This is a genomic window from Flavobacterium tyrosinilyticum, assembly GCF_023656565.1.
GTDB lineage: Bacteria > Bacteroidota > Bacteroidia > Flavobacteriales > Flavobacteriaceae > Flavobacterium > Flavobacterium tyrosinilyticum.
This window is the reverse complement of record NZ_JAMOKG010000003.1, coordinates 191,702-215,840: the sequence shown is the minus strand read 5'-3', so window position 1 is coordinate 215,840 and position 24,139 is coordinate 191,702. Positions and strand designations below refer to the sequence as shown.

The 24,139-nt window shown below is 34.1% G+C and carries 25 protein-coding genes; 14 read left to right on the top strand and 11 right to left on the bottom strand.

Annotated elements, in window-relative coordinates; genetic code table 11:
• Positions 1 to 371 precede the first annotated feature (371 nt).
• Complete coding sequence (locus NCC77_RS15470) at positions 372 to 740, top strand: SpoIIAA family protein (RefSeq protein ID WP_095930732.1); 369 nt, start codon at positions 372 to 374, stop codon at positions 738 to 740.
• Positions 741 to 814: 74 nt separating this feature from the next.
• Here NCC77_RS15470 and NCC77_RS15465 read toward each other — a convergent pair whose 3' ends face one another.
• Genes NCC77_RS15465 through NCC77_RS15455 form a run of 3 tightly spaced genes read right to left on the bottom strand, consistent with a single transcriptional unit; the run spans position 815 to position 2,046 of the window.
• The gene (locus NCC77_RS15465) at positions 815 to 1,087 is read right to left on the bottom strand and encodes a PrgI family protein (RefSeq protein ID WP_250836394.1); all 273 of its coding nucleotides are present in this window, start codon (positions 1,085 to 1,087) and stop codon (positions 815 to 817) included.
• 38 nt (positions 1,088 to 1,125) lie between these two features.
• Positions 1,126 to 1,524, bottom strand: a complete 399-nt coding sequence (locus NCC77_RS15460; RefSeq protein ID WP_250836393.1) for a hypothetical protein — start codon at positions 1,522 to 1,524, stop codon at positions 1,126 to 1,128.
• Between the two features lie 33 nt (positions 1,525 to 1,557).
• Positions 1,558 to 2,046 (bottom strand): hypothetical protein, encoded by a 489-nt coding sequence (locus NCC77_RS15455; protein WP_250836392.1) that lies wholly within the window; start codon positions 2,044 to 2,046, stop codon positions 1,558 to 1,560.
• Between the two features lie 351 nt (positions 2,047 to 2,397).
• Here NCC77_RS15455 and NCC77_RS15450 point away from each other — a divergent pair, with 351 nt between their 5' ends.
• The gene (locus NCC77_RS15450) at positions 2,398 to 2,871 is read left to right on the top strand and encodes a CinA family protein (protein WP_250836391.1); all 474 of its coding nucleotides are present in this window, start codon (positions 2,398 to 2,400) and stop codon (positions 2,869 to 2,871) included.
• Between the two features lie 139 nt (positions 2,872 to 3,010).
• Positions 3,011 to 3,706 carry an SMI1/KNR4 family protein gene (locus NCC77_RS15445; protein WP_250836390.1) on the top strand — a complete coding sequence of 232 codons (696 nt, stop codon included), beginning with the start codon at positions 3,011 to 3,013 and terminating at the stop codon, positions 3,704 to 3,706.
• A gap of 142 nt (positions 3,707 to 3,848) precedes the next feature.
• Here the strand turns inward: NCC77_RS15445 and NCC77_RS15440 are convergent, their stop codons facing one another.
• Positions 3,849 to 4,766 carry a DsbA family protein gene (locus NCC77_RS15440; protein ID WP_250836389.1) on the bottom strand — a complete coding sequence of 306 codons (918 nt, stop codon included), beginning with the start codon at positions 4,764 to 4,766 and terminating at the stop codon, positions 3,849 to 3,851.
• A gap of 283 nt (positions 4,767 to 5,049) precedes the next feature.
• On the opposite strand from NCC77_RS15440, the gene NCC77_RS15435 reads away from it, so the two are divergent.
• The 7 genes from NCC77_RS15435 to NCC77_RS15405 all read left to right on the top strand — a co-directional run bounded on the left by NCC77_RS15435 (position 5,050) and on the right by NCC77_RS15405 (position 10,099).
• Positions 5,050 to 5,751 (top strand): SMI1/KNR4 family protein, encoded by a 702-nt coding sequence (locus tag NCC77_RS15435; RefSeq protein WP_250836388.1) that lies wholly within the window; start codon positions 5,050 to 5,052, stop codon positions 5,749 to 5,751.
• Between the two features lie 2 nt (positions 5,752 to 5,753).
• Positions 5,754 to 6,419, top strand: coding sequence for an SMI1/KNR4 family protein (locus NCC77_RS15430; protein WP_250836387.1), 666 nt, complete (start codon positions 5,754 to 5,756; stop codon positions 6,417 to 6,419).
• Between the two features lie 20 nt (positions 6,420 to 6,439).
• Positions 6,440 to 7,789, top strand: a complete 1,350-nt coding sequence (locus NCC77_RS15425) for a DUF6138 family protein (RefSeq protein ID WP_250836386.1) — start codon at positions 6,440 to 6,442, stop codon at positions 7,787 to 7,789.
• 97 nt (positions 7,790 to 7,886) lie between these two features.
• Positions 7,887 to 8,204, top strand: a complete 318-nt coding sequence (locus tag NCC77_RS15420) for an aminoacyl-tRNA hydrolase (protein ID WP_250836385.1) — start codon at positions 7,887 to 7,889, stop codon at positions 8,202 to 8,204.
• A 2-nt stretch (positions 8,205 to 8,206) separates the two neighbouring features.
• The gene (locus tag NCC77_RS15415) at positions 8,207 to 8,869 is read left to right on the top strand and encodes an Imm19 family immunity protein (RefSeq protein ID WP_250836384.1); all 663 of its coding nucleotides are present in this window, start codon (positions 8,207 to 8,209) and stop codon (positions 8,867 to 8,869) included.
• Between the two features lie 129 nt (positions 8,870 to 8,998).
• Positions 8,999 to 9,478, top strand: a complete 480-nt coding sequence (locus NCC77_RS15410; RefSeq protein WP_095930722.1) for a TlpA disulfide reductase family protein — start codon at positions 8,999 to 9,001, stop codon at positions 9,476 to 9,478.
• Positions 9,479 to 9,484: 6 nt separating this feature from the next.
• Entirely contained in the window at positions 9,485 to 10,099 is a 615-nt protein-coding gene (locus NCC77_RS15405) for a thioredoxin family protein (protein ID WP_250836383.1), read from the top strand.
• Positions 10,100 to 10,233: 134 nt separating this feature from the next.
• On the opposite strand, the gene NCC77_RS15400 is transcribed toward NCC77_RS15405, so the two are convergent.
• The 4 genes from NCC77_RS15400 to NCC77_RS15385 form a co-directional block, all read right to left on the bottom strand.
• Positions 10,234 to 11,463 carry a PQQ-dependent sugar dehydrogenase gene (locus NCC77_RS15400; protein WP_250836382.1) on the bottom strand — a complete coding sequence of 410 codons (1,230 nt, stop codon included), beginning with the start codon at positions 11,461 to 11,463 and terminating at the stop codon, positions 10,234 to 10,236.
• Between the two features lie 348 nt (positions 11,464 to 11,811).
• Complete coding sequence (locus NCC77_RS15395) at positions 11,812 to 12,105, bottom strand: DUF3861 domain-containing protein (RefSeq protein WP_095930719.1); 294 nt, start codon at positions 12,103 to 12,105, stop codon at positions 11,812 to 11,814.
• Between the two features lie 19 nt (positions 12,106 to 12,124).
• A complete protein-coding gene (locus tag NCC77_RS15390) occupies positions 12,125 to 12,856 on the bottom strand; it encodes a LytR/AlgR family response regulator transcription factor (protein ID WP_095930718.1) in 732 nt (243 codons plus the stop codon).
• Positions 12,853 to 13,902, bottom strand: a complete 1,050-nt coding sequence (locus tag NCC77_RS15385) for a sensor histidine kinase (protein ID WP_250836381.1) — start codon at positions 13,900 to 13,902, stop codon at positions 12,853 to 12,855. The genes NCC77_RS15390 and NCC77_RS15385 overlap by 4 nt, the downstream gene beginning before the upstream one ends.
• 264 nt (positions 13,903 to 14,166) lie before the next feature.
• On the opposite strand from NCC77_RS15385, the gene NCC77_RS15380 reads away from it, so the two are divergent.
• The 4 genes from NCC77_RS15380 to NCC77_RS15365 all read left to right on the top strand — a co-directional run bounded on the left by NCC77_RS15380 (position 14,167) and on the right by NCC77_RS15365 (position 20,595).
• Positions 14,167 to 15,321 carry an efflux RND transporter periplasmic adaptor subunit gene (locus NCC77_RS15380; RefSeq protein WP_250836380.1) on the top strand — a complete coding sequence of 385 codons (1,155 nt, stop codon included), beginning with the start codon at positions 14,167 to 14,169 and terminating at the stop codon, positions 15,319 to 15,321.
• A gap of 5 nt (positions 15,322 to 15,326) precedes the next feature.
• Positions 15,327 to 18,497: an efflux RND transporter permease subunit gene (locus NCC77_RS15375; protein ID WP_250836379.1), complete on the top strand. Its 3,171-nt coding sequence runs from the start codon at positions 15,327 to 15,329 to the stop codon at positions 18,495 to 18,497.
• Between the two features lie 18 nt (positions 18,498 to 18,515).
• Positions 18,516 to 19,922: an efflux transporter outer membrane subunit gene (locus NCC77_RS15370; RefSeq protein ID WP_250836378.1), complete on the top strand. Its 1,407-nt coding sequence runs from the start codon at positions 18,516 to 18,518 to the stop codon at positions 19,920 to 19,922.
• Between the two features lie 187 nt (positions 19,923 to 20,109).
• Positions 20,110 to 20,595, top strand: a complete 486-nt coding sequence (locus NCC77_RS15365) for a hypothetical protein (RefSeq protein ID WP_250836377.1) — start codon at positions 20,110 to 20,112, stop codon at positions 20,593 to 20,595.
• A gap of 391 nt (positions 20,596 to 20,986) precedes the next feature.
• Here NCC77_RS15365 and fucP read toward each other — a convergent pair whose 3' ends face one another.
• From fucP to NCC77_RS15350, 3 genes are all read right to left on the bottom strand, one after another.
• Positions 20,987 to 22,291, bottom strand: coding sequence for an L-fucose:H+ symporter permease (gene fucP, locus NCC77_RS15360; protein WP_250836376.1), 1,305 nt, complete (start codon positions 22,289 to 22,291; stop codon positions 20,987 to 20,989).
• A gap of 194 nt (positions 22,292 to 22,485) precedes the next feature.
• Positions 22,486 to 22,926: a MaoC/PaaZ C-terminal domain-containing protein gene (locus NCC77_RS15355; RefSeq protein ID WP_250836375.1), complete on the bottom strand. Its 441-nt coding sequence runs from the start codon at positions 22,924 to 22,926 to the stop codon at positions 22,486 to 22,488.
• Between the two features lie 107 nt (positions 22,927 to 23,033).
• A complete protein-coding gene (locus tag NCC77_RS15350; protein ID WP_250836374.1) occupies positions 23,034 to 24,107 on the bottom strand; it encodes a Gfo/Idh/MocA family protein in 1,074 nt (357 codons plus the stop codon).
• Positions 24,108 to 24,139: the final 32 nt, after the last annotated feature.

Below are 24,139 nucleotides of genomic sequence, written 5' to 3'. Positions count from 1 at the left end.
AACTGTAGAGATGCACTGCAGTGCATCTAACGCAAAGTCTTTCCGATTTGATTTTCTGTATGATTTCACAAATTGTTAGACGCACTGCAGTGCGTCTCTACGGAAAATCTTTGGTAATTAAATTATACGATAATCTAGGTTTATATTTATCACAGAATCGTAGAGATGCACAGCAGTGCATCTAACACACAAAGTATATAAACCTTATAACCTTATCAACTCAGAACCTTAGCACCTTAAAAAAATATAATAAACGAATAGTTAAATGTAAGTGTTATCTGATTGATAATGAGTATATTTGAGTATGTGTTGAACATTCTTAAAATGTTTAAAAATGAACAGTATAAAATAACTCAAAAAGAATAAAAATCATGATACATCAAATTGATACCACAGATAATATTGTTGCCTTTAGAGCATTGGCAGAAGTAACAAAAGAAGATTTTTTGACTACAGTAACTCCAGCGGTTGAGCATTTGGTAAAACAAGTCAATGAAATTAATTTTTTATTGGTCTTAGATACAGACATTAAAAATTTTACACCAGGAGCATGGCTAGAAGATGGGCTTTTGGGACTTAAGCATTTAGGAAAATGGAATAGAGCTGCAATTGTTACCGATACAGAAGAAATTATCTCCTTTACAAATGGATTTAGTTATATTGTTCCAGGTGAATTTCGTGGTTATAAAAAGGCTGATTTTAATAAAGCATTAAATTGGGTTGAAGGCAATATTTCTTAATTCAATCCAATCAAAATAAAAAGAGCGCTTATAAAGTAATAAGCACTCTTTTTTATGATAATTTATTTAAACGTTTAATGATTGTATTCGATACCGCTGCTTGCCTGCGCATCAATTTTTTCTTTAGATACTTGACTGTATTTTTTATAACAGGCCGATGCTAAAATTGGTAATGCAAGACCGCCTACAACAGCGCCTACTTTTTTATGTCCCGTTTGTTTTAAAACTGCCGCAGCAACAAGAGCACCGACACCAGCACAAACCATTTGTTTTACTGACAGATTTAACGGTTGCTTTTGAGGTTCAATTCCGTGTAATAATGGGTCTATAAAATTTAAATTCTCCATAATGCCAATTAATTTTAATTATACTTATTTGTTATTTTTTAATTTTTACTGTTTTCAGTGTCAGTTTCACTTTCAATTTTCTCAATTTCGACCTTTTCCTTTTTTATAGCTTGGCGCAATAGAGCAAAAAGACTCATATAAACATTTGCCATAAAAACTAGAGAAAACCCTGCCAAAATATATCCTCTCCAATCATTTAACAAAAGTTTATAATCGCAGATAATCAGAAAGGCAATTGTAACATAATGACTAAAGCAATATTCACAGGTAAGGAGATAGAAAAATTTTCTTGACAGTATAAATTTGTCATTTTTAGAATGTTTGACACACCATTCATGCGGTTCTCTAAAAATCTCTTCATGTGTGACAGTCCAGCTGATGCAGGCAATCGGAATTGCTAATACAAAAAGCCAGACAATTTGAACTGCTATTGACATAAATTAATGCTTTACAATTTACGATAATTTTTGCTATTCTCTAGGATGGTTTTCGGGATAATGTTCTGCATCAAAATCATCCAATTCTTCATCCTTATCCAAATCTTCCTCTTTTTCACGATCTTTTTCGTAATCTAAATCCGGATCATAGTCATCGTTTAAGTCATCTTCTGTGCCGTCGTTTGTAATGGCATCATCTTCATTGATGATTCTTTCCTGATTCGGAATATTTTCTGAACGAATAGCGGTATTAGACTCACAATCACCTGTTAGGCGCGTAGGATCTTCAATAAACTCTTCCTGATATTGATACGGATCCTCATCTCGCGCATAATTGTCATTATCAACTAGCGTATTTTGTTCGTAATAATCGGGATCGCTTTCGCCAAATTCTCGGTTATCATTTTTTTTCAAAACTTGTTTAAATTCGTCTTCATTAGAATAAGTACCATCTACAAGGGTGTTTTGTTCGATATAATCAGGATCAAATTGACCATAATTATGGTTATGTTGCTTTTCCATAATAGTGTTTTTTTGATTTGTTATTTTATTTTCAATATTGAATCTTCACAACGAAGACCTTTAAAAATCTTTACAATAGTTTTCACTGTAATTTCTGTCCTTGAGCTTTCTTTAAATGACCTATTTTCGGCTTTTAATTTTTTCTGGCTTATAATTTTATAAGGTCACCAAGAAAAGCTGTATTTACAAAATTACCCTCTAAATAGATCAGAAACCTTATAGAAAAAAACATTATAGTTGCATAATTAACAGTTATTTATATTATAAATGTTGTAAGAAATTATGTAAGGCAATTGTGTTTAAACAATCTACATTTGAAATGAAATTAATTTGCAATTAAATTTAATCGATATGGCATCAGATAAGGTAACGGCATGTTGTAAGGCTTTAATAGAAAAGAATTTAACAATAGCATTTGCAGAAAGTGCTTCGGCAGGAAAAATGTGTTATGAATTTTCAACAGTTTTTAATTCTGGAAGAATTCTGATTGGGGGAATGGTTTGTTATCATTCGTCTATGAAAGAAGATTTGCTTCATATTCCGTGGGGAACAATTGAACAATACAGTGCTGAATCTGCAGAAGTTACCAAGTTAATGGCACAGAACTTTTACCGTTACATTAATTCTGATATCTGTGTTGGATTAACGGGATTAACGACACCTGGCGGAAGCGAAAGTGAGTCTAAACCTGTTGGGACCATTTTTATCCATATCATTTTTGGTGAGATACAAATTGCCAAACGTTTTGAGTTTAAAGGAAATCCAGAAGAGATTATTAATCAGGCAATAGATGTTGTAGCCGATTTGATTTTGAAGGAGATTTAAGGTTGTTAAAAACCTCGTAATTCATTTTAAGCTTAAAATAATACTTTAAAAACTTTTATTGTCCTTCTCTGAATTTATATTAATATAATTTTACTTTGAATTATGAAGTATTTATTGTGTTAAATAAAAATAAAGTATTATGGAAGAGTTTTACATTATTGGAAAAATAAAACCTTTAAAGAAAATTGATCTTCTAAAGATTGATAGTCTTGTTTATTTTACATTACCATCAGATTATAAAGAATTTTTATTTACTTATGGATTAGGAAATATAACTGAGTTAATAATTATGTTTTATCCTGATGAGAATTATGTTAAATCAAATTTCGGAGAATATATGGATATATGGGATTTAACGGATGAAGAAATACAACTTACCTTAAATTCTTTAACTATTGCAACAACAATTGATGGAGATATAATCTCAATAGTTGACGACAGAGAAAAACCATTTGTAATTTTACCACGTCATTCAGAAAAACTTATTTCATTTGAAAGTTTTGAAAAATTAATTGAATACTATGATATCACGTATGATTTGAAAGGTGAGCTCTATTTTGATTCGAATTATAATTGTGAATTCGAATATATAGATTTAGTAAAAAATAATTTTTTAGATCAATCCTTACTTGATATAGTTTTACAAAATTTTTTATTAAAATTTCCTGTAGATAAATGTTACAATTTTGATGCACAACCCAAATATATAATTCAAAAAATTGGTGGTTGGATCTATTTTGATAAAATTTACAAAAGTTCAATAAGAGCTAAATATCAAAAACAATTTAAGCATGAAGCTGATAAAATAATTAGTATGATCAAATCACAACTTTAAATGTGAATGATTATTGTTTTTATTTTAGAATAAATGGCATTTTTATAATTAATTTTCGAAATTGAAACCTCCCTATGGGACGAAACTCACAACCGCATTTATTTTTTTACCGACGACATGTTCCGCTAGAACATTTTTTAAATTACTTAATACTATAAATTGAACCATTCTTTATCGTTTTTTTATTTAATTTTCCCTTATTAAAAAATTCTTCTAAAATTATTTTGGCATCATTCACTGAAATATTTTGAATTACAGCATACTCTTTTGGAGCTAATGTTGGGAAAATCTCAAACAAATCTAACGGATTTTCATTTTTAATGGTTTTCTTTTTTGCATCGGGAAATAATGCTAATAAAGCATTTTCATAAGAAGCATAAGGTTTAGAACCGTAAACCGTTAATTGGTTATTATCAGCATCGGCTAAAAATAAGGTAGGGAAACCTCGTACTCCAAGCGTTTTGGCTAAGTTTAAATCTTCTTGAAAAAGTTTTTTGGCATCTCCATCATAATCGGTTTTTAGTTTTGGAACATCCAAACCAGCAATTTTTGCTGCTTCTGCTATGTTTTCCCATTTGGCAATGTTCTTTTTGTTTAGATATAATTCTTCGCGTAGAACACGCATAAATTTTACAGCTTTTTCTTTACTCTGTATTTGAGCCGCTTTCATGGCAATACAAGAAGGATAAGAAGAATCTAACGGATCTTCAATCCAAACATTTCCGTCAATGGGCATTTCGTAATACAAACTCGCTTCATTCCAATGATGTGCAACGTCAGAAGGTTTGCTTATTCCGCCACTGTTGTAACTCCAATCAGGTAATAAACCGCCCATTCGGTAATCAATTTCAAAATAATCGCCATATTCAAGTTTTAATTTTCTAAGCTGAGGTTCAATTCCCCAGCAAGAAGAACAAATAGGATCGGTATAGTAAATAATTTTTACAGGTTTATTTTCTGTTGGAATAGCTGTTTTTTCATTTGATTTTTCGCCAACAGGCATCTCGCACATTCCGCTAACAGGATCACACATTAGCGGATTTGTTTTGTCTTCACTCATTTTTAAATTTGTTTGCGACTGGCAGCTTACACTGCAAATCAGGATTAATAGTAGCGACAGTATTTTCATAGAAATTTTTAAAATGACTCCCGAGTTTTGAATTTACTGCAAAGTTCAGCCGAATATCATCGCCAGTCAATTAGTCAAAAAAAAGTGACTAGAAAAAAACAATTCTTACCAATTCTTCATTCTTCTCAAAAAAAAAATAAACTTCTAGTATTAAGTAGTTGCAATCTTACACCGTTTTTGTGTATTTTCACATTTGATTAAAGCTACAGCCAAAATGAATTACATTCAAAAAATTAAACGCCTTTACAATTTGTCTGAAAATGAAAACTACGGATTTTCAGAAAATCAAATCCTTGATCTTGAGAAAACATTAGAGAGTAAACTTCCTTTAAAACTCAAAGAATACTATTTGGAATTAGGGAAAGAAGAAAACCTCAATTACAGTTTTAACAGACTTTTGAAACCTGAAAATGAAATCGGATTTTCAGATGATGATTTTCTGGTTTTTTACGAAGAAAATCAAAATGTTGCTTTTTGGGGAATTAAAAAGGAAGATTTATCAAAGGAAAATCCTCCAGTTTACGGCAATTACGATACAATCGAAAAATCGGATTGGGAAATCGAAACTCAAACAACGGAGAACTTTTTTCTACTAATGGCAGTTTTCAGCGGTACATTGGGCGGACTTCAATTTAATGGAAATCATTTTGGAGGAATTAATTCGGAAATTGTAAAGCTGGTTGAAGAAAATTATGCGCTTGTTCCTGAAATCAGCAGAGAAAATCAAAAGGTATATACAGATGGTTTTTATGTAGTAATCAGTTTGTCATTCGATCAGGAAAACAATTGTACGGCAGCTTTTATTGGATCAAGCGATCAGGAACGATTTGATGCCATTCTGGAGAATATTGATATCGATTGGTCATATCTTTCGTATGATGATGAAGAAGCTTATGAAGGTGATAAAACCGAATAAATATGTGGTTCAGTAAATTTACTTTTTTCGATAAGCAATCAGCTTTAACAGAATCGGTTTCAGAAGATTTCTTTACCAAATTATTTTCAAAGGATGAGTTTGACAATTTTCCTGATATTGAGAGTTTGTATCCAAATGGTAGAGATCCAAAATATTTCCGCATTCCTCAACAGCTTAGGCTTCCAAAAGAATATATCGAACTTTTGCAGTATTCAAACGGTGGTGGAATTATAAATGGCGAACGTGAATTTGGCTTTTTTTCGTTAGAAGAAATTCGCCAGATGTATATAAATTACGGATTTCCAATTTGGGCGCCGGCATTTCTTCCAATAGCTTTTAATGGTGGAGGGAAGTTTTATGCTTATGATCTCAGAGAAAACGAGGGGTTCCCGATCATTCTCATTCCTGCTGGAAATCTTGGATATGATGATGACTGTTGGGTGTTTTTAGGAAACTCGTTAGAAGAAGTCTTGAGTAAAACCACAAATGTAGAAGATGAGCTGGATGTGCTTTATCCTCAAAAAGAACCATCAGAAAATGAGATTCGATACAGAGATCTCCGCCATGAATTAAAGGAACTAGAAGACAATAAATCAAAAGGAAAAATTGATTTAAAAACTTTTCTGATTTGGAAAAAACGAATCGAAGAGGATTTAAAGAAATTATAGGAAAAACGAATAAAAATATAATGAGAGAATTAAACTATTTAGTAAAAATAGAAGGTAACGAATCGCTTTTAGAAAAATTCATTGAAGCGATTGATAACAATACAATTACAATTGATAAATCGTATCCAAATCCTTATGTATTAGATTCGGGTGAAAAATTTCTACTATCATCCATAATCGAATATTTTTTCCAGAGCAGACCTTTCTCAAAAGAATTTTATATTTCATTTGTCGAAAAACTTAGAAAACTTACTGGATTTGATAGTTATCGTTATACATTAGGATTGCAAGCAGACGAATTGGTTTTTAATAGTTTTGAAAGAGTAAAAAAAGGCAAATACAAGATTTTTATACCCAAAACAACAGAAGAGATTCCAGAACCCATATTGACGGAAGAGCAAAAAGAGCTTTTAAGTTTTATATGCTATATTGCCGTTTCTCATATTAAATACGGCCCAAGTTATGCCACGGTTACTGCAAACGAATATTTTGATGTTGTAACAGAATTAGGTTCTGATGAAGTAGAACAGCTTAAGAAAAACGGAACAGGAAAACTTCCCAAAGAACTTATTGCGTACAAAGACAGTGATTTAACAGCTAAAGCCAATGATGTTTTTGCAACAATCAATATAAAACTGATTACAGAAACTGAAGAAAGTTATAGAAAAGCATTACATTTTGTAAATAATCTTCTGAAGACGGATTTTCCTAAAAGCTATGAAATCGCATTTTCATCCAAAAACAAAGAGTTGCTTCCGATAAAAGGACTTCCAAAATGCGGACAGAACTATCTATTTGCTGGAGCTGTTCAATATCCAAACCTTCATAAGGACATTTTAGAATATATTAATCTGGCTAAAAAAGAATACGAATGGTACAACAATCTTGAAGACGAGAATTGTGCCATGCCGTCGACTTTTGCCGTTTTTGCTTTAGGATTACAAGACGAAGAATATTTTGATACGCTAATTGAGTATTATAAAACAGTTGATGGCGAACATCAGTCTGTTCATGCCAAATTTACGCCTGTATTTTTGGAGAAATTCGGCATAACCGAAAAATCGATAAAAGTCTTTATCAATGCTGCTTTATCCATGCAGGAACATCCGCATAATAAGACCTTTATTTCTTATTTTACAAATGAAAAGAATTTGAAATTATTGTTGGATAGTAAGGAGAATTTTATTTCGGATTATTTTACCGAAGAAGATTTAAATGAATATTCAAATGGTGGAGATAATCCTCAAGAAATGGCAGATTATTGTTGGGAAAGCATTATGTATACCATTTTTGGGCAAAGTAAAGATTTTGCTAAAATTGCCAGACAATTATCAGACGAACAAAAAATACTATTTGAAAAGTTGTTCTAAATAATTTCAGTAGTTTATAACCTGAGATCAAACGAAAAAGTAGTTAGAAATATTTGCAGTATAGATATAATGCCCAAAAAAGGAAATAAGATTTAATATGAAAATGTACATTTTAGTAAAACAGGACGTTCCAGACAAATTGGTTCCGGTAATAACTGCCCACGCATCTTTGGCCTGTTTTAGAAAATTTGAGCAAAACGAAAATATGCAGAAATGGGTAAACGGAATATTTAAAAAAGTGGTCTGCGTGGTTTCTGAAACAGAATTTATAAATGCAGGAAAAGAACCGGACCATATTATTTTAACCGAGTCAGCACTAGATAACCGAGAAGTTTGTATGGCATTTGTACCACGGGAAGAATACTCTAAAATGTTTAAATTTTTTAGAATGTGGACACCTCAAGATAATTTGTAATTATGAATACAGCAATACAAATCGAAGAACTCAGCCATAATACCTTTTTCTGGAAGTATTATTTCTGCTGGTCACGAGGTTTTGATGAGAAAGAAGAAGTAAATATTGATGAAGCTCTAGAAGTTGTAGAAATTAATGAAACAGAAGCTTATGAATGGGAAAGGATATTTTTTAATTATGATGATATAGAAGAAAATCCAAGATATGTTGCAGGCAGAATAAATGATAATTTAAATTTTGCAGTTGAGTTTGCCGAATATGAAATCAATTTTTTTCTGAATGATATTTACATAGGAAATTTAGGAGGACATTTTGAAGCTTGGTTTTTTACTTTGGATGAATTATTGTCTTTTGAAAAATATCCTAATCTGTTTCTTCTTTTTCTACCCATGACTGGAATTTCTGGTGATCAGAAAGCGATTTTAAAACCCGTTATTTTAAAACATTTGAACACGATTCCAAAGTTTGAAGCACATTCAGAATATATCTCAGATTGCATTTTAAATGGATTGGTAATGCAGTCTCCATTTCTAGAAATAAATGACATTGGATTGACAAATACGGAAAATCATAGCGTAAGAAACATAACAGATTATCCACGTTATAAAGAAGAGGTAACAATATTAAATAAGATTTTGTTTTCCTTTATAAATGAGCAACGATAAGCAACTTTGTTTCTTTGCAACTTTGAACCTTTGTTCCTTAAAACACTCATTAAATTTTCATTAACAAAATCTAATTGAGCATTAGTTTATATTTGTAGGAAACAAATTAATTTTAAGATCAAAAGGTCTATGAAAAATAAACTTTTAAAAATTTCCTTTCTTCTTTTTCTACTTTTTTCCGTAAAAGGATACAATCAGAACGTAAAGCTTTTAAATATAAATCAGCTCAACGAAAGAATTAAAAACGGAAAAGACAGCACTTATGTAGTCAATTTTTGGGCAACTTGGTGCGCACCATGCATAAAAGAATTGCCACATTTCGAGAAATTGGGAGCAGAACATAAATCAGAGAAAGTAGCTGTTTTATTGGTAAGCTTAGATTTTAAATCCAAATTGCAATCGAATGTAATTCCGTTTGTGAAAAGGAAAAATTTAAAGAATGAAGTCTTTCTTTTAAACGAAAGTAATCCTCAAGAGTTTATTGATCGAATTGATCCAAGCTGGTCAGGAAGTATTCCGGCGACGCTTTTTATTAAAAATGATAAAAGAAAATTTGTTGAAAGCGAATTTACATACGAACAATTATTAACTGAATATAAAAAACTGTAAACCATTATGAAGAAAATAATCTTATTACTAGCATTAGCATTTTCTGCTTTTCTATCTCATGCACAAAATGCTGTAACACTTAAAGCGGGCGATGCAGCTCCAGATTTCAAACTGAAAAATGTGGACAACAAAGACGTTTCTTTTGGAACTTTTAAAGATGCAAAAGGATATATCGTTGTTTTTACTTGTAACACTTGTCCATATGCAATTGGATATGAGCAGAGAATTATCGATTTGGATAAAAAATTCAAATCTCAAGGATATCCTGTAATTGCAATCAATCCGAACGATCCCGAGGCTTCTAATGCAGATACTTTTGCAAAAATGCAGGATTTGGCAAAAAAGAAAAAATATTCGTTCCCATATTTATTTGATCCAGGACAAAAAATCACGGATGAATATGGTGCAAAACGCACGCCTCACATCTTTATCGTTTCTAAAACTTCAAAAGGTAATGTAGTAGAATATGTAGGAGCAATCGACAATGATCCAGAAGGGAACAATCCGCAGAAAATAAAATATGCAGAAGATGTAATTGCGTCATTAAAAAGTGGTCAAAAACCAGCAATTACACAAACTAAAGAAATTGGCTGTACGGTAAAAAGAAAAGCAAAAGCTTAATTGTTTTGTTTCATGTTTCATGTTTTATTCCGCTGCGTTTAACGTGAAACTTGAAACCTGAAACAAAAAAAACATAAATAAAAACGCCCCATATTTGGGGCGTTTTTGGCATGTATGGTGAACAAGTTTACTTTCTATTTTTTATCAATTTTGTAAAGTCTTCCTTGATCGGTAACGGCGTATAATGCTTCATCTTTTCCTTGCGTGATATCTCTAAATCTTTGACCTTGTCCTGCTAATATTCTTTCTTCACCAGCTACTTTATTGTCTTTAAAAACTAAACGTATAATGTGCATGCCGCTCAATGAACCAATAAAAAGGTTATTTTGCCATTCTGGAATACGGTTTCCAGCGTAGAAAGTCATACCACTTGGTGACACTACAGGATCCCAATAATAGACCGGTTGCTCCATTCCAGTTTGTTGTGTAATACCTTCTCCAATTTTCGTACCACTATATTCAATTCCGTAAGTAATTGTTGGCCAGCCGTAATTTGCTCCAGCTGTAATTCGGTTAATTTCATCACCGCCTCTTGGGCCGTGTTCACTTTCCCATAAGTCACCCGTTGTTGGATGAACAGCCAAGCCCTGCGGATTTCTCTGACCAATAGTATAAAGTTCTGGCAAAGCCCCCGTTTGTGTAAAAGATGGATTTCCTGGTGCTGCTTGTCCGCTTGTTGTAATGCGTACAATTTTACCCAAACTGCTCGTTACAGCTTGTGCCAACGGACGAGTTTGTAAAACAGATCTTTCTCCAATACTTACAAATAAATTTCCAGTTTTGTCAAATACAATGCGGCTTCCGTAATGCAGCGTGCTTGCGTTTGGCGTATTCGAACGATAAATAACTGTTACGTTTTCAATTGCAGTTTCATTATCAGATATTCTTCCTTTCGCGACAGCGGTAATATTTCCCCCAGCAACAACTTCAGAAAAAGCCCAATAAATCATTCGGTTAGTGGCATATGCTGGATCTAGGCAAATACCTAATAATCCGCCTTGATCTGCTGGATTTACAGCAGGAACGCCTGTTAATGCCTCACCAATAACTCCAGCTTGAGTCACAATTCTAATTTTACCCGATTTTTCGGTTACCAAAAGACGTCCGTCAGGAAGATATGCAACTCCCCAAGGAGCGCTTAAACCGCTGGTGATTATTTTAGCTTCATATTCTGTGGTAGTTTGAATGCTTCCTGCTCGTGTTTGTCCAGAAAATGCGGGCTGATAAGTGGTATTGGCTGTACCAGTTTCTACAGGTGGGCCAGTTGGTCCTGGATTGGTGTCTGGATCAGTATTGTCGTTATTCGAACAACTGCCCAAAACAAGAATGGTGGCCAAAAGAAAAATACTTTTTTGAATTATCATAATGCTTTCATTTTAATGGTTAAAAAATAATTTTTGCATTATCGAACATTTCGAAAGAGAAGATTATGAGTAGAGATTCAGTAAATTTGAAATGGTCAGTTTCAAATGAACGCTCTGTTTTCAATTAAGAATGCCTAAATGCTTATGCCATTTTGTATGAAGCAGAAGAATTTCAAAACAGAAATTAAACTTCTTTTGGAAAAAGCATTTAGTGGGACATGCCTAATTGGAACGGAAAATTGTGACAAAATATTGCCAGTAGGAATTGTATTGTTTTTTTCGTAGCAGAAATTTAACATTCAAAACTTCAATAAAAATAGGGCTGAAGTCTTATTTTTAAAGAGGATGTTAAAGACTTTTTAATTTTTTCATGAAGACCGGAAAAACTTCATTTAATTCTTCAAAAAGAGGATTTTTGCGGTTTTTTAATTTGATTTCGCTAAATAATTTTAACCCTAAAGCAAATTGAACTGCTTCAGATTCGTTTGCAAAAATGTTTTTAGACTTTATTCTTTCGATAATTCCAAAGATTTCGTCGTGATTATCAAATTCGATTCCGAGTTCTTTTGCTGGTTCGGTTTCACCATTTGAATATTCCTTAAGACTTAAAGTAAGATAATATTTGTTTGATCTTTTTTCCATGATTTTTGTAATTCTAATTTTATTTCAGCCATTTTTCAACCAATGTTTTAAAAGCTTCTTTGTATTGTTCGCCGACTGTGATTTCTATTTTATCTATAAAAATGGAGTTTTTGCTAATAGCACTTATTTTGTCAAGCGAAACAATAAACGAACGATGAACGCGCATAAATTTTGACGAAGGCAGTTTTTCTTCTAATGCTTTAAGCGAAATAAGAGACATTAAAGCTTTTTGAGAATCTTCAAGATGTACTTTTACGTAATCCTTTAAACTTTCGATATAAGTGATGTCTTTTAGAGAAATTCTAACCCATTGGTATTCTACTTTTAGAAAGATAAATTCGTCATCTGCAGCAATTGTGGTAAAGGTATTATTAGCTTCTTCGGTTAATTGCAAAACTTTGCTTGAAGCACGTAGAAATTCTTCGTAACTGAAAGGTTTTAAAAGGTAATCGACAGCGTTTACGCGATAACCTTCAATTGCATAATGATTGTAAGCTGTTGTAAAAACGATTTTAGGCAATGGTCCAGCTTGATCTTGAAGAAGTCTTGCCAATTCCATTCCAGTTAAATTAGGCATATTAATGTCTAAGAAAACCAAATCGGGTTTTGTTTCTCTAATGATGCCCATCGCGTCTACAGCATTATCGCAAGTTGTTATTAATTCTAAAAAAGGAGTCTGCTGTATAAACGTTTCTACCAGTTTTAAAGCCAATGGTTCATCATCTACTGCTATACATTTTAATACGGTCATTGCTCTAAAGTTATTTTGAGTTTAATGTTATATGTTCCATGATCGGTAACTCCAAAAGATATGTAATGCTGATTTGGATAAATCAATTGCAATCTGCGTTTGGTGTTGGTTAAACCAATTCCGCCTTCATCTGAAACCGATGTTTTTTCGAAAAAAGTATTTTCTACTTCAAATTCTAGATGTGTATTGTTTTGCGAAAGTTTAATGTGTATTTCACTTTTATCGGTTGCATGAACGCCATGCTTAAACGCATTTTCTACTAAAGGTAGTAATAACATCGGAACAATCGGATAATCGTGCAGTTTTTCGGGAATTTCTGTGTTGATAGTCAATTTGCTATTGGCACGTAGTTTCATCAAAGCGATAAAATCTTTTAAGAATTCTACCTCTTTAAGTAATGTCGTTCGTTCGCCTTCTGTGCTGTAAAGCAAGTAACGCATCATTCGGCTTAAAGTATGCAGCGCATTTCTAGAATCTTCAATATCAGTATAAGTCAAAGAATAAATGCTATTCAAAGAATTAAAGAAAAAATGCGGATTAATTTGTGCTTTCAGCATGGCCAATTCTGCCATTGTTTTGTCTTGTTCTAGTTTCTGTTTATGCTGTGCGGCTTTTTGCCAATGCGTTAACATTGCCCAACTGGTGCTTATTCCTAAAACCAATAATGTCAAAGTAAATACGTAATTATCAAAATACGGATTTTTATATTTTTTAAAGCCAATAGCCTTGCTGATTTGAGTATGAAGATCGGTTTGTGAGGTATAAAAATAAGCGATTAATTGCATGGCAATAATTGCTGCAAATGCCCAAATTAAAAATGCCGAAGTATTGTCTTTAATGATGGTTTTTGGAACTATTTTTTTTGCTGTAGAATAAAAAAGAATCATTAATAAAAACAATATAATACTCTGCCAAAGCCAGAATGCTTGCGGAAGCACAACATTCCAAGTCAGCGGAATATAAAACAGCATAAGATACCCTAATAGCGACCAGCCAAGAATGTGTAGTCCAGTAAATAGATAAGGTCTAAAAAAGTTCGGTGCCATTATAATTTGTGATTTTAAGGCAATATTACATTTTATTTGAATATGAAAATTGGGCAATCGCTAAACCCCGATTTAGAGTCTCTAAAAAGCATTTTAGAGCCGACGGGATAAAAATTAAACACTTGTTTAATATTTAAAAAAAATCCATCGGTTGTCATCTTACCTTTATCGATTATATCGGGCTCTTCGTCTATTTGAAAATTTTTGCATGTTATATTTTAGTTCTTTTGTTGTCATATAATAGATAATTACACATTTTTCAAGATGAATAAGCAATCATTTTTAAGCATTCTTGCAGCATCCCTTATTATCGCTTCTTGCGGTAAAAATGATAAATCGGCACAGGCCGGAGGAGCTCCGCAGATTAAAGAATATAAGACTGTTACATTACAGCCAGAATCAGCTACGTTAAACAGTGATTTTCCGGCTAGTATTCAAGGACAGCAAAATATAGAAATCCGCCCAAGAGTTGAAGGATATATCGATAAGATTTATGTTGATGAAGGAGCAGTAGTAAAAGCGGGACAGCCATTGTTTAAAATCAGTGCTCCAGAATATGAGCAGCAAGTTCGTACTGCAACGGCAAGCATTAAAAGTGCTCAAGCAGAGGTAAGTTCAGCAAAATTGGCTGTGAATAAAGTAAAACCATTGGTTGAAAAAGGAATTATCAGCAAATACGATTTAGAATCGGCTCAATATACTTACGAGTCTGCTATGGCATCTTTAGCACAGGCAAATGCGGCTTTAGTAAATGCTAAAGTTAACTTAGGATATACAACAGTTACAAGTCCAGTAAATGGAGTAGTAGGTTCAATTCCTTTCCGTTTAGGAAGTTTGGTAAGTTCTAATAATGCAGAACCTTTAACGACAGTTTCAAGTATTGGTAATGTGTACGCTTATTTTGCAATGAATGAAAAAGCATTGCTAAATTTTACCAAAGATGCAGGAGGTTCATTAAATCAAAAAATCAAAAGTATGCCAGCAGTTTCTTTATTGCTTTCGGATGGTTCATTATACGATCAAAAAGGAAATATCGAAACAGTAAACGGATTAATCAATACTGAAACTGGTACGGTAAACGTTAGAGCACGTTTCGCAAATCCAAAAGGAATTATTAGAAGCGGAAGCAGCACAACAGTTCGTATTCCGACTGATGTAAAAGAGGCCTTAATCATTCCTCAAAGTGCCACTTTTGAATTACAAGATAAAATGTTTGCAGTAGTTGTAGGTAAAGACAAGAAAACAAGAAATGCAAATATCACAGTACTTGACAATTCAGCAGGTAATTATTATGTAGTTTCAAGCGGATTAAATCCTGGAGATGAAATTGTATTAGAAGGTGTAGCCTCTTTAAAAGAAGGAACTGAAATTAAACCTAATAATCAAAGCCAAGAAGCAGTTTACGCCGATTTAAAATAAAGAAAATGTTTAAAAAATTTATACAAAGACCCGTACTCTCGACGGTAATATCTGTTATTATCGTCATCTTAGGTGTTTTAGGCCTAATTGAGTTACCGATATCGCAATATCCAGATATTGCGCCTCCAACCGTAAACGTCGCAGCTAGCTATACTGGTGCTAATGCTGACGTGGTACTGAAAAGTATCGTTATTCCGTTGGAAGAACAAATTAATGGTGTAGAAAACATGACTTACATGACTTCTACAGCAACCAATGATGGTAATGCTTCTATCAAAGTTTTCTTTAAAGTAGGTACCAATCCAGACTTAGCAGCGGTAAACGTTCAGAACAGGGTTTCTAGAGCAACAAGTTTGTTGCCTGTAGAGGTAACTCAGGCTGGGGTTACGGTAACCAAAAGCCAGAGTAGTAACTTATTGATTTTCTCTTTATACAGCGATGATAAAGCTTACGATCAGACGTTTCTTCAAAACTATGCAAAGATTAACCTTGTACCACAAATTCAGCGTGTTGTTGGGGTAGGAGACGTAACCGTTTTTGGTGCAAAAGATTACTCGATGAGAATCTGGTTGAAACCAGATGTAATGCAACAATATAAACTGATTCCAAGTGATATTTCGGCAGCTTTAGCCGAGCAAAATATCGAAGCGGCACCAGGTAAATTTGGTGAAAACGGAAATCAGGCATTTCAATATGTAATTAAATATAAAGGACGTTTAACAAGTGCTGAGGAATTTGGGGACATTGTTATAAAATCTGTTGGAAATGGACAGATGCTGAGACTTAAAGATGTTGCTAAAGTAGAATTAGGATCTTTAAGTTATTCGTCAACCATTAAAACAAACGGTGTAGAATCGGCAGCGATGGCAATCAGCCAGACGCCTGGATCAAACGCACGTGACGTAATTATCAATTCTAAAAAACTGATTGAAGAAGCGGCAAAAAGTTTTCCAAAAGGAATGAAGTACACTATTATGGTGGACGTTAACGAAAACTTAGATGCTTCTATCGAAAAAGTAATTCATACTTTGGTTGAAGCTTTTATATTGGTTTTCATCGTAGTATTTATTTTCCTTCAAGATTTTAGATCAACTTTAATTCCGGCAATTGCAGTTCCGGTTGCGATTGTGGGTACGTTTTTCTTCCTGAATTTATTCGGATTTACGATCAACTTATTGACGCTTTTTGCGATGGTTCTTGCCATTGGTATTGTGGTCGATGATGCAATTGTCGTCGTCGAGGCCGTTCACGCCAAACTCGATCACGGATATAAATCGGCTAAAAAAGCGACAATTCATGCGATGGACGAAATCTCTGGAGCAATTATTTCGATTACATTGGTAATGGCCGCGGTATTTATTCCGGTAACTTTTATTGGAGGATCTACAGGGGTTTTTTACAAACAGTTTGGTATTACACTGGCCGTTGCGATTATTCTTTCGGCAGTAAATGCCTTGACTTTGAGTCCGGCTTTGTGTGCGCTTTTATTGAAACCGCATGCAGACGATCATAAACATAAAAGTTATTTACAGCGTTTTTATACTTCCTTTAACGTTGCGTTTGATAACGTTACCGCTAGATACAAACGTTCAGTAAGTTTCCTTTCTGTAAAAAAATGGATTGCATTAGCTTCAATTATAATTGCTGGTGTGGCATTAGTTTACATGATGAAAACTACGCCTTCAGCTTTCGTTCCTTCAGAGGATCAGGGAACCGTTTTTGCTAATATTAGTTTGCCGCCATCTGCTTCTATGGAGCGTTCGGATATTATTGCTAAAAGAGTAGATAGTATTGCAAAGACAATTCCAGGCGTTAAAAATACACTTCGTATTGTGGGGCAGAATTTTACCGCTGGAGCTGGTAGTGCCTACAGTATGGTTATTGTAAAATTATATCCTTGGGATCAGCGTGATCTTAGCGTTGATGATGTAATCGGACAGCTTTTTGCTAAAACAAGCGGTATTCGTGAAGCAAGTATATTCTTCATTTCGCCTCCAACGATTCAAGGTTTTGGACAAAGTGGTGGATTCGAATTCCAATTGCAGGATAAAGGTGGACACACGACTTCTGAGTTCTATAAAGTGAATAATGAGTTCTTAGCAAAATTAGCGGAGCGTCCAGAAATTCAATACGCAACAACGCCATTTAATCCTGGTTTCCCTCAGTATATGATGGATATTAATTTAGCGAAAGCGAAAGATGCGGGAGTTTCTATCAATACGATTCTGTCAACAATGCAAGGTTATTACGGAGGATTGTACGCTTCGAATTTTAACAAATTCGGAAAACAATATCGTGTAATGGTTCAGGCAGCTCCAGAATTTAGAGCAAATACAGAAGGGTTGAATAAGATATTCGTTCGTAATAGCGCAGGAAATATGGCGCCAATTACCGAGTTTGTAAAAATGACAAGAGTTTTTGGACCAGAATCTATTTCGAGATTTAACTTATTTACGTCAATTTCGATTACAGGGGCGCCAAAACCAGGTTACAGTTCGGGAGATGCAATTAAAGCTATTCAGGAAGTAGCGGCAGAGAATCTTCCTGCAGGTTATGGTTACGAATTCTCAGGTTTAACGCGTGAGGAATTAGCATCAGGAAGTGAGACGATTTTCATCTTTATTTTATGTTTGGTTTTCGTTTATTTCTTGTTGAGTGCACAGTACGAAAGTTACATTCTGCCATTTGCCGTATTATTATCAATTCCGTTTGGACTGGCAGGAGCCTATTTGTTTTCGATTATTTTCAAATTAAATAGTAATATTTACCTGCAGATTTCCTTAATCATGCTTATCGGACTTCTGGCGAAGAATGGTATTTTGATTGTCGAATTTGCTTTGGACAGAAGGCGTAAAGGATTGCCAGTTGTACAAGCTGCAATTGAAGGGGCTGTAGCGCGTTTACGTCCAATTTTGATGACATCATTTGCCTTTATTTTAGGATTGGTTCCCTTAATGTTTGCTTCTGGAGCTGGAGCTGTTGGTAATAAATCGATTGGTACTGGAGCTGTTGGAGGTATGTTAATTGGAACTATTTTGGGAGTATTTGTTATTCCGGTTCTGTTTATCATTTTCCAAAACTTGCAAGAAAAAATAAGCGGTCCAGCGAAAGATGGTTATGATGATGAAGACGACGATGAAGACGAAATTCATTTAATAGAAGCTCACAAAGAGTAAAATTTAATTACAAGAAAAATGACGAATAGTTCAAATAAATATATTCTACTGGTAATAACAGCCGCACTGATTAGTGCGTGCTCTGTTACCAAGAAATACGAACGTCCCACTACTTTAAAAACAGATCAATTGTACCGTGATCAGTCTACAACCGATTCGACTACAATTGCAGACATGCCTTGGAATACCGTTTTTAAAGATGAAAAGTTAAACGCATTAATTCAAAAAGGTTTAGAACAGAACCTAAATCTGAAAAATGCAATTGAGAATATTGTTCAGGCAAGAGCTTCTTTACGCCAGAGTAAATTGGCTTATTACCCATCATTGCAATTGGATGCCAATGTAACGCATAACAAACAATCTCAGGCAGGATTAAACTTTCCGGCTGGAATCAATATTAATACCTTAACTACCACTTACAAATTAGGCGTTAGCAGTTCATGGGAAATTGATGTCTGGGGAAAATTAAGCAGTTCTAAAAGAGCGGCTTTGGCAACCTATCTAGCTTCCGATGCTGCGAAACAAGCAGTTCAAACGCAATTGATTGCCGATATTGCCAATAATTACTTCTTACTATTATCGTATGATGAATCGCTAAGAATTACGGAAGAAACGTTAAAAACTCGTATTGAAAACGTTGAAACGATTAAAGCTTTAAAAGAAGGAGCAATTGTTACAGGTGCAGCGGTTGTTCAGAGTGAAGCCAATCAGCATGCGGCAGAAGTTTTAATTCCAGATTTGAAACAAAGCATTCGTGAAACCGAAAATGCTCTAAACATTTTACTTGGACAAGGGCCTGGGCCAATTGATAGAGGCGTTTTAGGAACACAGATTATTCCTGAAAAAATTGCAATCGGAATGCCTGCTCAGTTATTGAATAATCGTCCTGATGTCCGTCAAGCGGAATTTAATTTCAGAGTTGCTTTTGAATCAACTAATTTGGCTAAGACCTATTTTTATCCAAGTCTGACGCTTACCGCAAGCACAGGATTTTCAAATTTAGAGTTGAATGATTTCTTTAGCCATTCTATTTTTTATTCGATTATTGGAGGATTGACACAGCCTTTATTCAATAATGGCTTAAATAAAATGAGATTAACAACAGCTCAGTCACAACAATTGCAAGCATACAATAATTTCCAGCAAAGTCTTTTAGTAGCAGGTCAGGAAGTTTCAAATGCTTTGTATGCGTATCAAATGGCTGTTGAAAAAGAAGATTCTAGAGCGAAACAAATTGCAGCTTTAGAGAAAGCAGTAGACTTTACGCAAGAACTTTTAGAATACAGTTCTGCAACTAACTATACAGATGTATTAACATCACAGCAAAATCTTTTAGCAGCGCAATTAAGCGGAGTTAATGATAATCTTCAAAAATTGCAAGCTGTCATTAATTTGTACAGAGCGTTGGGTGGTGGTTGGAAATAATTGTTTATAATGATAAAAAACCGTCTCAAAATCTGAGACGGTTTTTTTTTTTTTGAAAAGTACATCGTTTAAAAAACACTATTCGTCGATTAGTTTAGTAATTTTGTATAATGAATGCTTAACACGCAAATTTTTGGCATTAATTTCGATTATTATCTATTAAGATTAACATTTAAATTCTAAAGACATGAAAAAGTTAGTATTCGCCTCAATGCTTTTTATGAGTGCATTTTTTGCTCAAGCTCAGGTATCAGTAAATGTAAATATTGGTACTCCTCCAAATTGGGGACCACAAGGTTACGATAACAGCAGATATTATTATTTGCCAGACATCGATGTGTATTATGATGTAAATCAAAGCGTGTTTATTTACGACAATAGCGGAAAATGGATGCGTGAAAAAAGACTTCCGTCAAGATATAGAAACTATGATTTGTATTCAGGCTATAAAGTAGTTTTGACCGATTATAGAGGAGATGCACCCTATTATTATCATACTAAACATATGAAAGAGTATCCAAAAGGTTACGTTGGAAAGCCTCAAAAAAACAGAGGTGAAAAACCGAAAGGCAACAACGGAAATCATTACGGAAATGATAAAGATAATAAAGGAAAAAACAAAGGAAATAAGTCAGACAAGAACCACGATCACGGTAATGGCAAACACCATTAATAAACATGACTAAAAGAAAACGCCTCCAATTGGAGGCGTTTTTGATTTTATGTCATTGATGAAATTATATTATCTAAGGAGAATATATATTGATTATATATTTCAAACATAGCCCGTGGTTTCAACCACGGGAAACGTATTGTGATGATATTATGTCGCTCCTCAGGTGCTATAAATATGTCGCTCCTCCGGAGCTTTTTTCTTGCGCTGGGAATTTTTGCTATAAATATTTCGCTCCTCTGGAGCTTTATTTAGATGTGTGTTTTATTTACAGCAAACAAAAAACCTCCAGCTTTAGCTGGAGGCAATTGATATTTTAAAAATAAAAATTCGTGTTAATTCGTGCAATTTGCTTCGCCCGTTTGCTATCGCTCGGGTTGTGGCTAAAAAACTATTCAGAAACAGCTTTTACTTTATGTCCAAAAGCCCCAAAAGAAAGAATAATCAAAAAGCAAACCAACGGAATAATATATCCCGACTGAATATCATCATGATTCATATCGATTAAAGTTCCCATTCCGTATGGAATAATTGCTCCTCCAACAATTGACATTACTAACCATGAAGAACCCGTTTCTGTATTCGATTTTAAACCTTTAATTCCTAAAGAGAAAATCGTTGGAAACATAATTGACATAAAGAACCCGATTCCTCCAAGAGCGTAAATTACTACAATTCCAGAACCGTAAATAGCTACTAAACATAGTAAAACGCTCATGACGCAGTAGATTGACAATAAAACATAATCTTTTACAAAACGTAAAAAGAATGTTCCAATAAAACGTCCCGCCATAAAAAGGAAACCATAAATTCCTAAGTAATATCCAGCCGTTTTTTCGTCTAATCCAGCTCCTTGCTGCGCAATTCTGATAAAGAAACTAGTAATACAAACCTGAGCTCCAACATAAAAAAATTGAGCTACAACGCCCCAGCTTAAATGTCTGAATTTTAAAACAGAGAAAAAACCTGGTTTAATTTCAGCTTCTGTATGTGTGGCTTTCATTGAAGGCAATTGTACGAAGTAAAAAACAATTGCAACCAAAACCAAAATACTTCCCAGTACTATGTAAGGCATTTTTACAGAAGCCGCTTCGCCTAATAAATAAGCCGCTTTTTCTGCCTCAGGCATTGCTGCCATTTGCTCTGGCGTATGATTGGTTCCTGAAAGAATAAACAACGAACCTACAATAGGAGCAACCATGGCTGCTAATCCGTTGAAAGAAGCGGCTAAATTCAATCTTTTAGAAGAAGATTCTGCTGGTCCTAATATCGCAGCGTACGGATTTGCGCTGGTTTCTAAAATCGTTAATCCACATCCGATCACAAATAAAGCAAATAAAAACAATTCGTAAGTTCTGGTATTAGCGGCAGGAACAAATAAAAATGCTCCAACAGCAAAAACTAACAATCCTGTAATAATACTGTTTTTATAGCCAAATCTTTTAATCAGCATTCCAGCTGGAATCGCCATAATAAAGTAAGCAAAGAATACAGAAGTATCAATTAGAGTAGATTGGCGATTGTTTAATTCGCACGCTTTTTTCAAGTGCGGAATCAAAACTGAATCTAAATTGTGGGCCATTCCCCAAAGAAAAAATAGGCATGTAACTAGAATAAAAGGCAAAAGGTACTGATTTCCTTTTCCGCCTTCTGTCGGCACTTCGTGTTGATCGCCGGCTTGGTTTGTAATTTGCATTGTTTAGATAGTTTTTTGTTATTTTTTAGGTTCAAAGTGACAAAGAGACAAAGGTTAAAAGTTTTTTAAAATTTTGTCGATTTGTCCAATCTTCTTTGTTTTTATCGAATTCGAAGTGGCAAAAGATTCATAGGTTCAAAGTTTAGAAACCTCTGTGCCTTTGCAACTTTGTATCTTTGTCACTTGAAGAAAAATCATTTTTTCTTCACTAAAAGTAAGTGATCACATACCAAAACGACTTCACCGCGCTGGTTAATGATTTCTACATGTTCGGTTACGGTTCCCATTTCTGGATTTTTGGCTTCTCCTTTTTCAGAAATAGTAATTTCAGAATGAATAGTGTCACCAATATGCACCGGTTTTACAAAACGCATTTTGTCGTAACCTCTAGAAAAAGCTTCTGGATTTATTTCCGAAGCTGTTAATCCGATTCCGATGGCAAAAACCATAGTTCCGTGTGCGATTCTTTGTCCGAAAGGTTGTGTTTTGCACCATTCTTCGTCCATGTGGTGCGGGAAGAAATCTCCCGTGTGTCCGGCGTGAACCACAAAATCAGTTTCTGTGATTGTTCTGCCTAAAGTTATTCGTTTATCGTCGATTTGATAATCTTCGAAAAAAGTCGATTTAAAATACATAATCTTGATATTTTTTATCGGCCTTACTTAAAATAAATGTCAAAATAACGTTCGTTTTAAAGTAGGCTTAAATTTGTTTTTTTTGGTTTTGAAATATAGTGTTTTAATTACACTTCATCAAAAGAAATTCCGCCATTTTTACTGCTCACATAACAAGCTTCCACAACCTTCATTGTGCCTAAAACATCCTGAACGCTGGCAGATAATGTTGAGTCAGAACCTTCTTTGTAGCGCATCAGATTAGACATTGCGCCAATAAAAGCTTCTGGAAACCAAGAACCTTCCAGTTTCACTTCTGTCCATTCGTATTCCTTTTCGTTATCTTTTTTTGCTAAAGCATATTCAAAAACGTCAGGAAGACCGTCAGGATAGTTCATCAATAAGCCCATTTTTGCTTTAACAGCGCCCTTTGTTCCTTCCCACTTTATGTAGCTTTCTTCGTGTTTTGGACCAAAATGATGATCGTGATTCGTATTGATGACAACATGTTTATCTTCGCCATAATCTAAAATAATAGTAGATCGGCTCGATGATAATTTCTTAAGCGGATGTTTGGCTGTTTTTGCCATTACGCTTTTCGGATTTCCCAGAAAAGATCGAATACAGTCAATGTAATGCACGCTATGGAAAAGAATCTCCAATCTTGGGTGTTCTTTTATTAAAGGAAACAATTCCCAAGGCGTATTTACGGTAACTTTGAATTCTAAATCGTATAATTCGCCAATAATTCCCTGATCAATTAAATATCTTGCAGCGCTTACAAAAGAAGCAAAACGCAGTTGGAAGTTGATGGCAGCAACCAGATTTTTTCTTTCGCAAACTGCTACAATTTCACGTGCCTGAGCCAAATCATTTCCCATTGGTTTCTGAATCAAAACCGCAGCTCCGTCTGGCAATTGTTCTAAAATTTCAATGTATTGATCTGGTAAAACTGTAATATCGTAAACAGCATTTGAGGGCGCATTTTTAACCGCATCTGCAACACTTTCAAAAACATGATCGATTTTAAATTGTTTCTGTAAATCGTACGCTTTCGAAATCGTTCTGTTGGTAATACCAAAAACTTTAAAACCAACCATTTCGTAAGCAGGAAGATGCGCATCTTTTACAATTCCGCTTGCTCCAATAATTACAATAGGTTGCTCTGTTTGGGGAAGTAAAGGTTTATAGGGAATATTCATTTGTTCTATATTTTGAAATTAAGCCTGTCAAG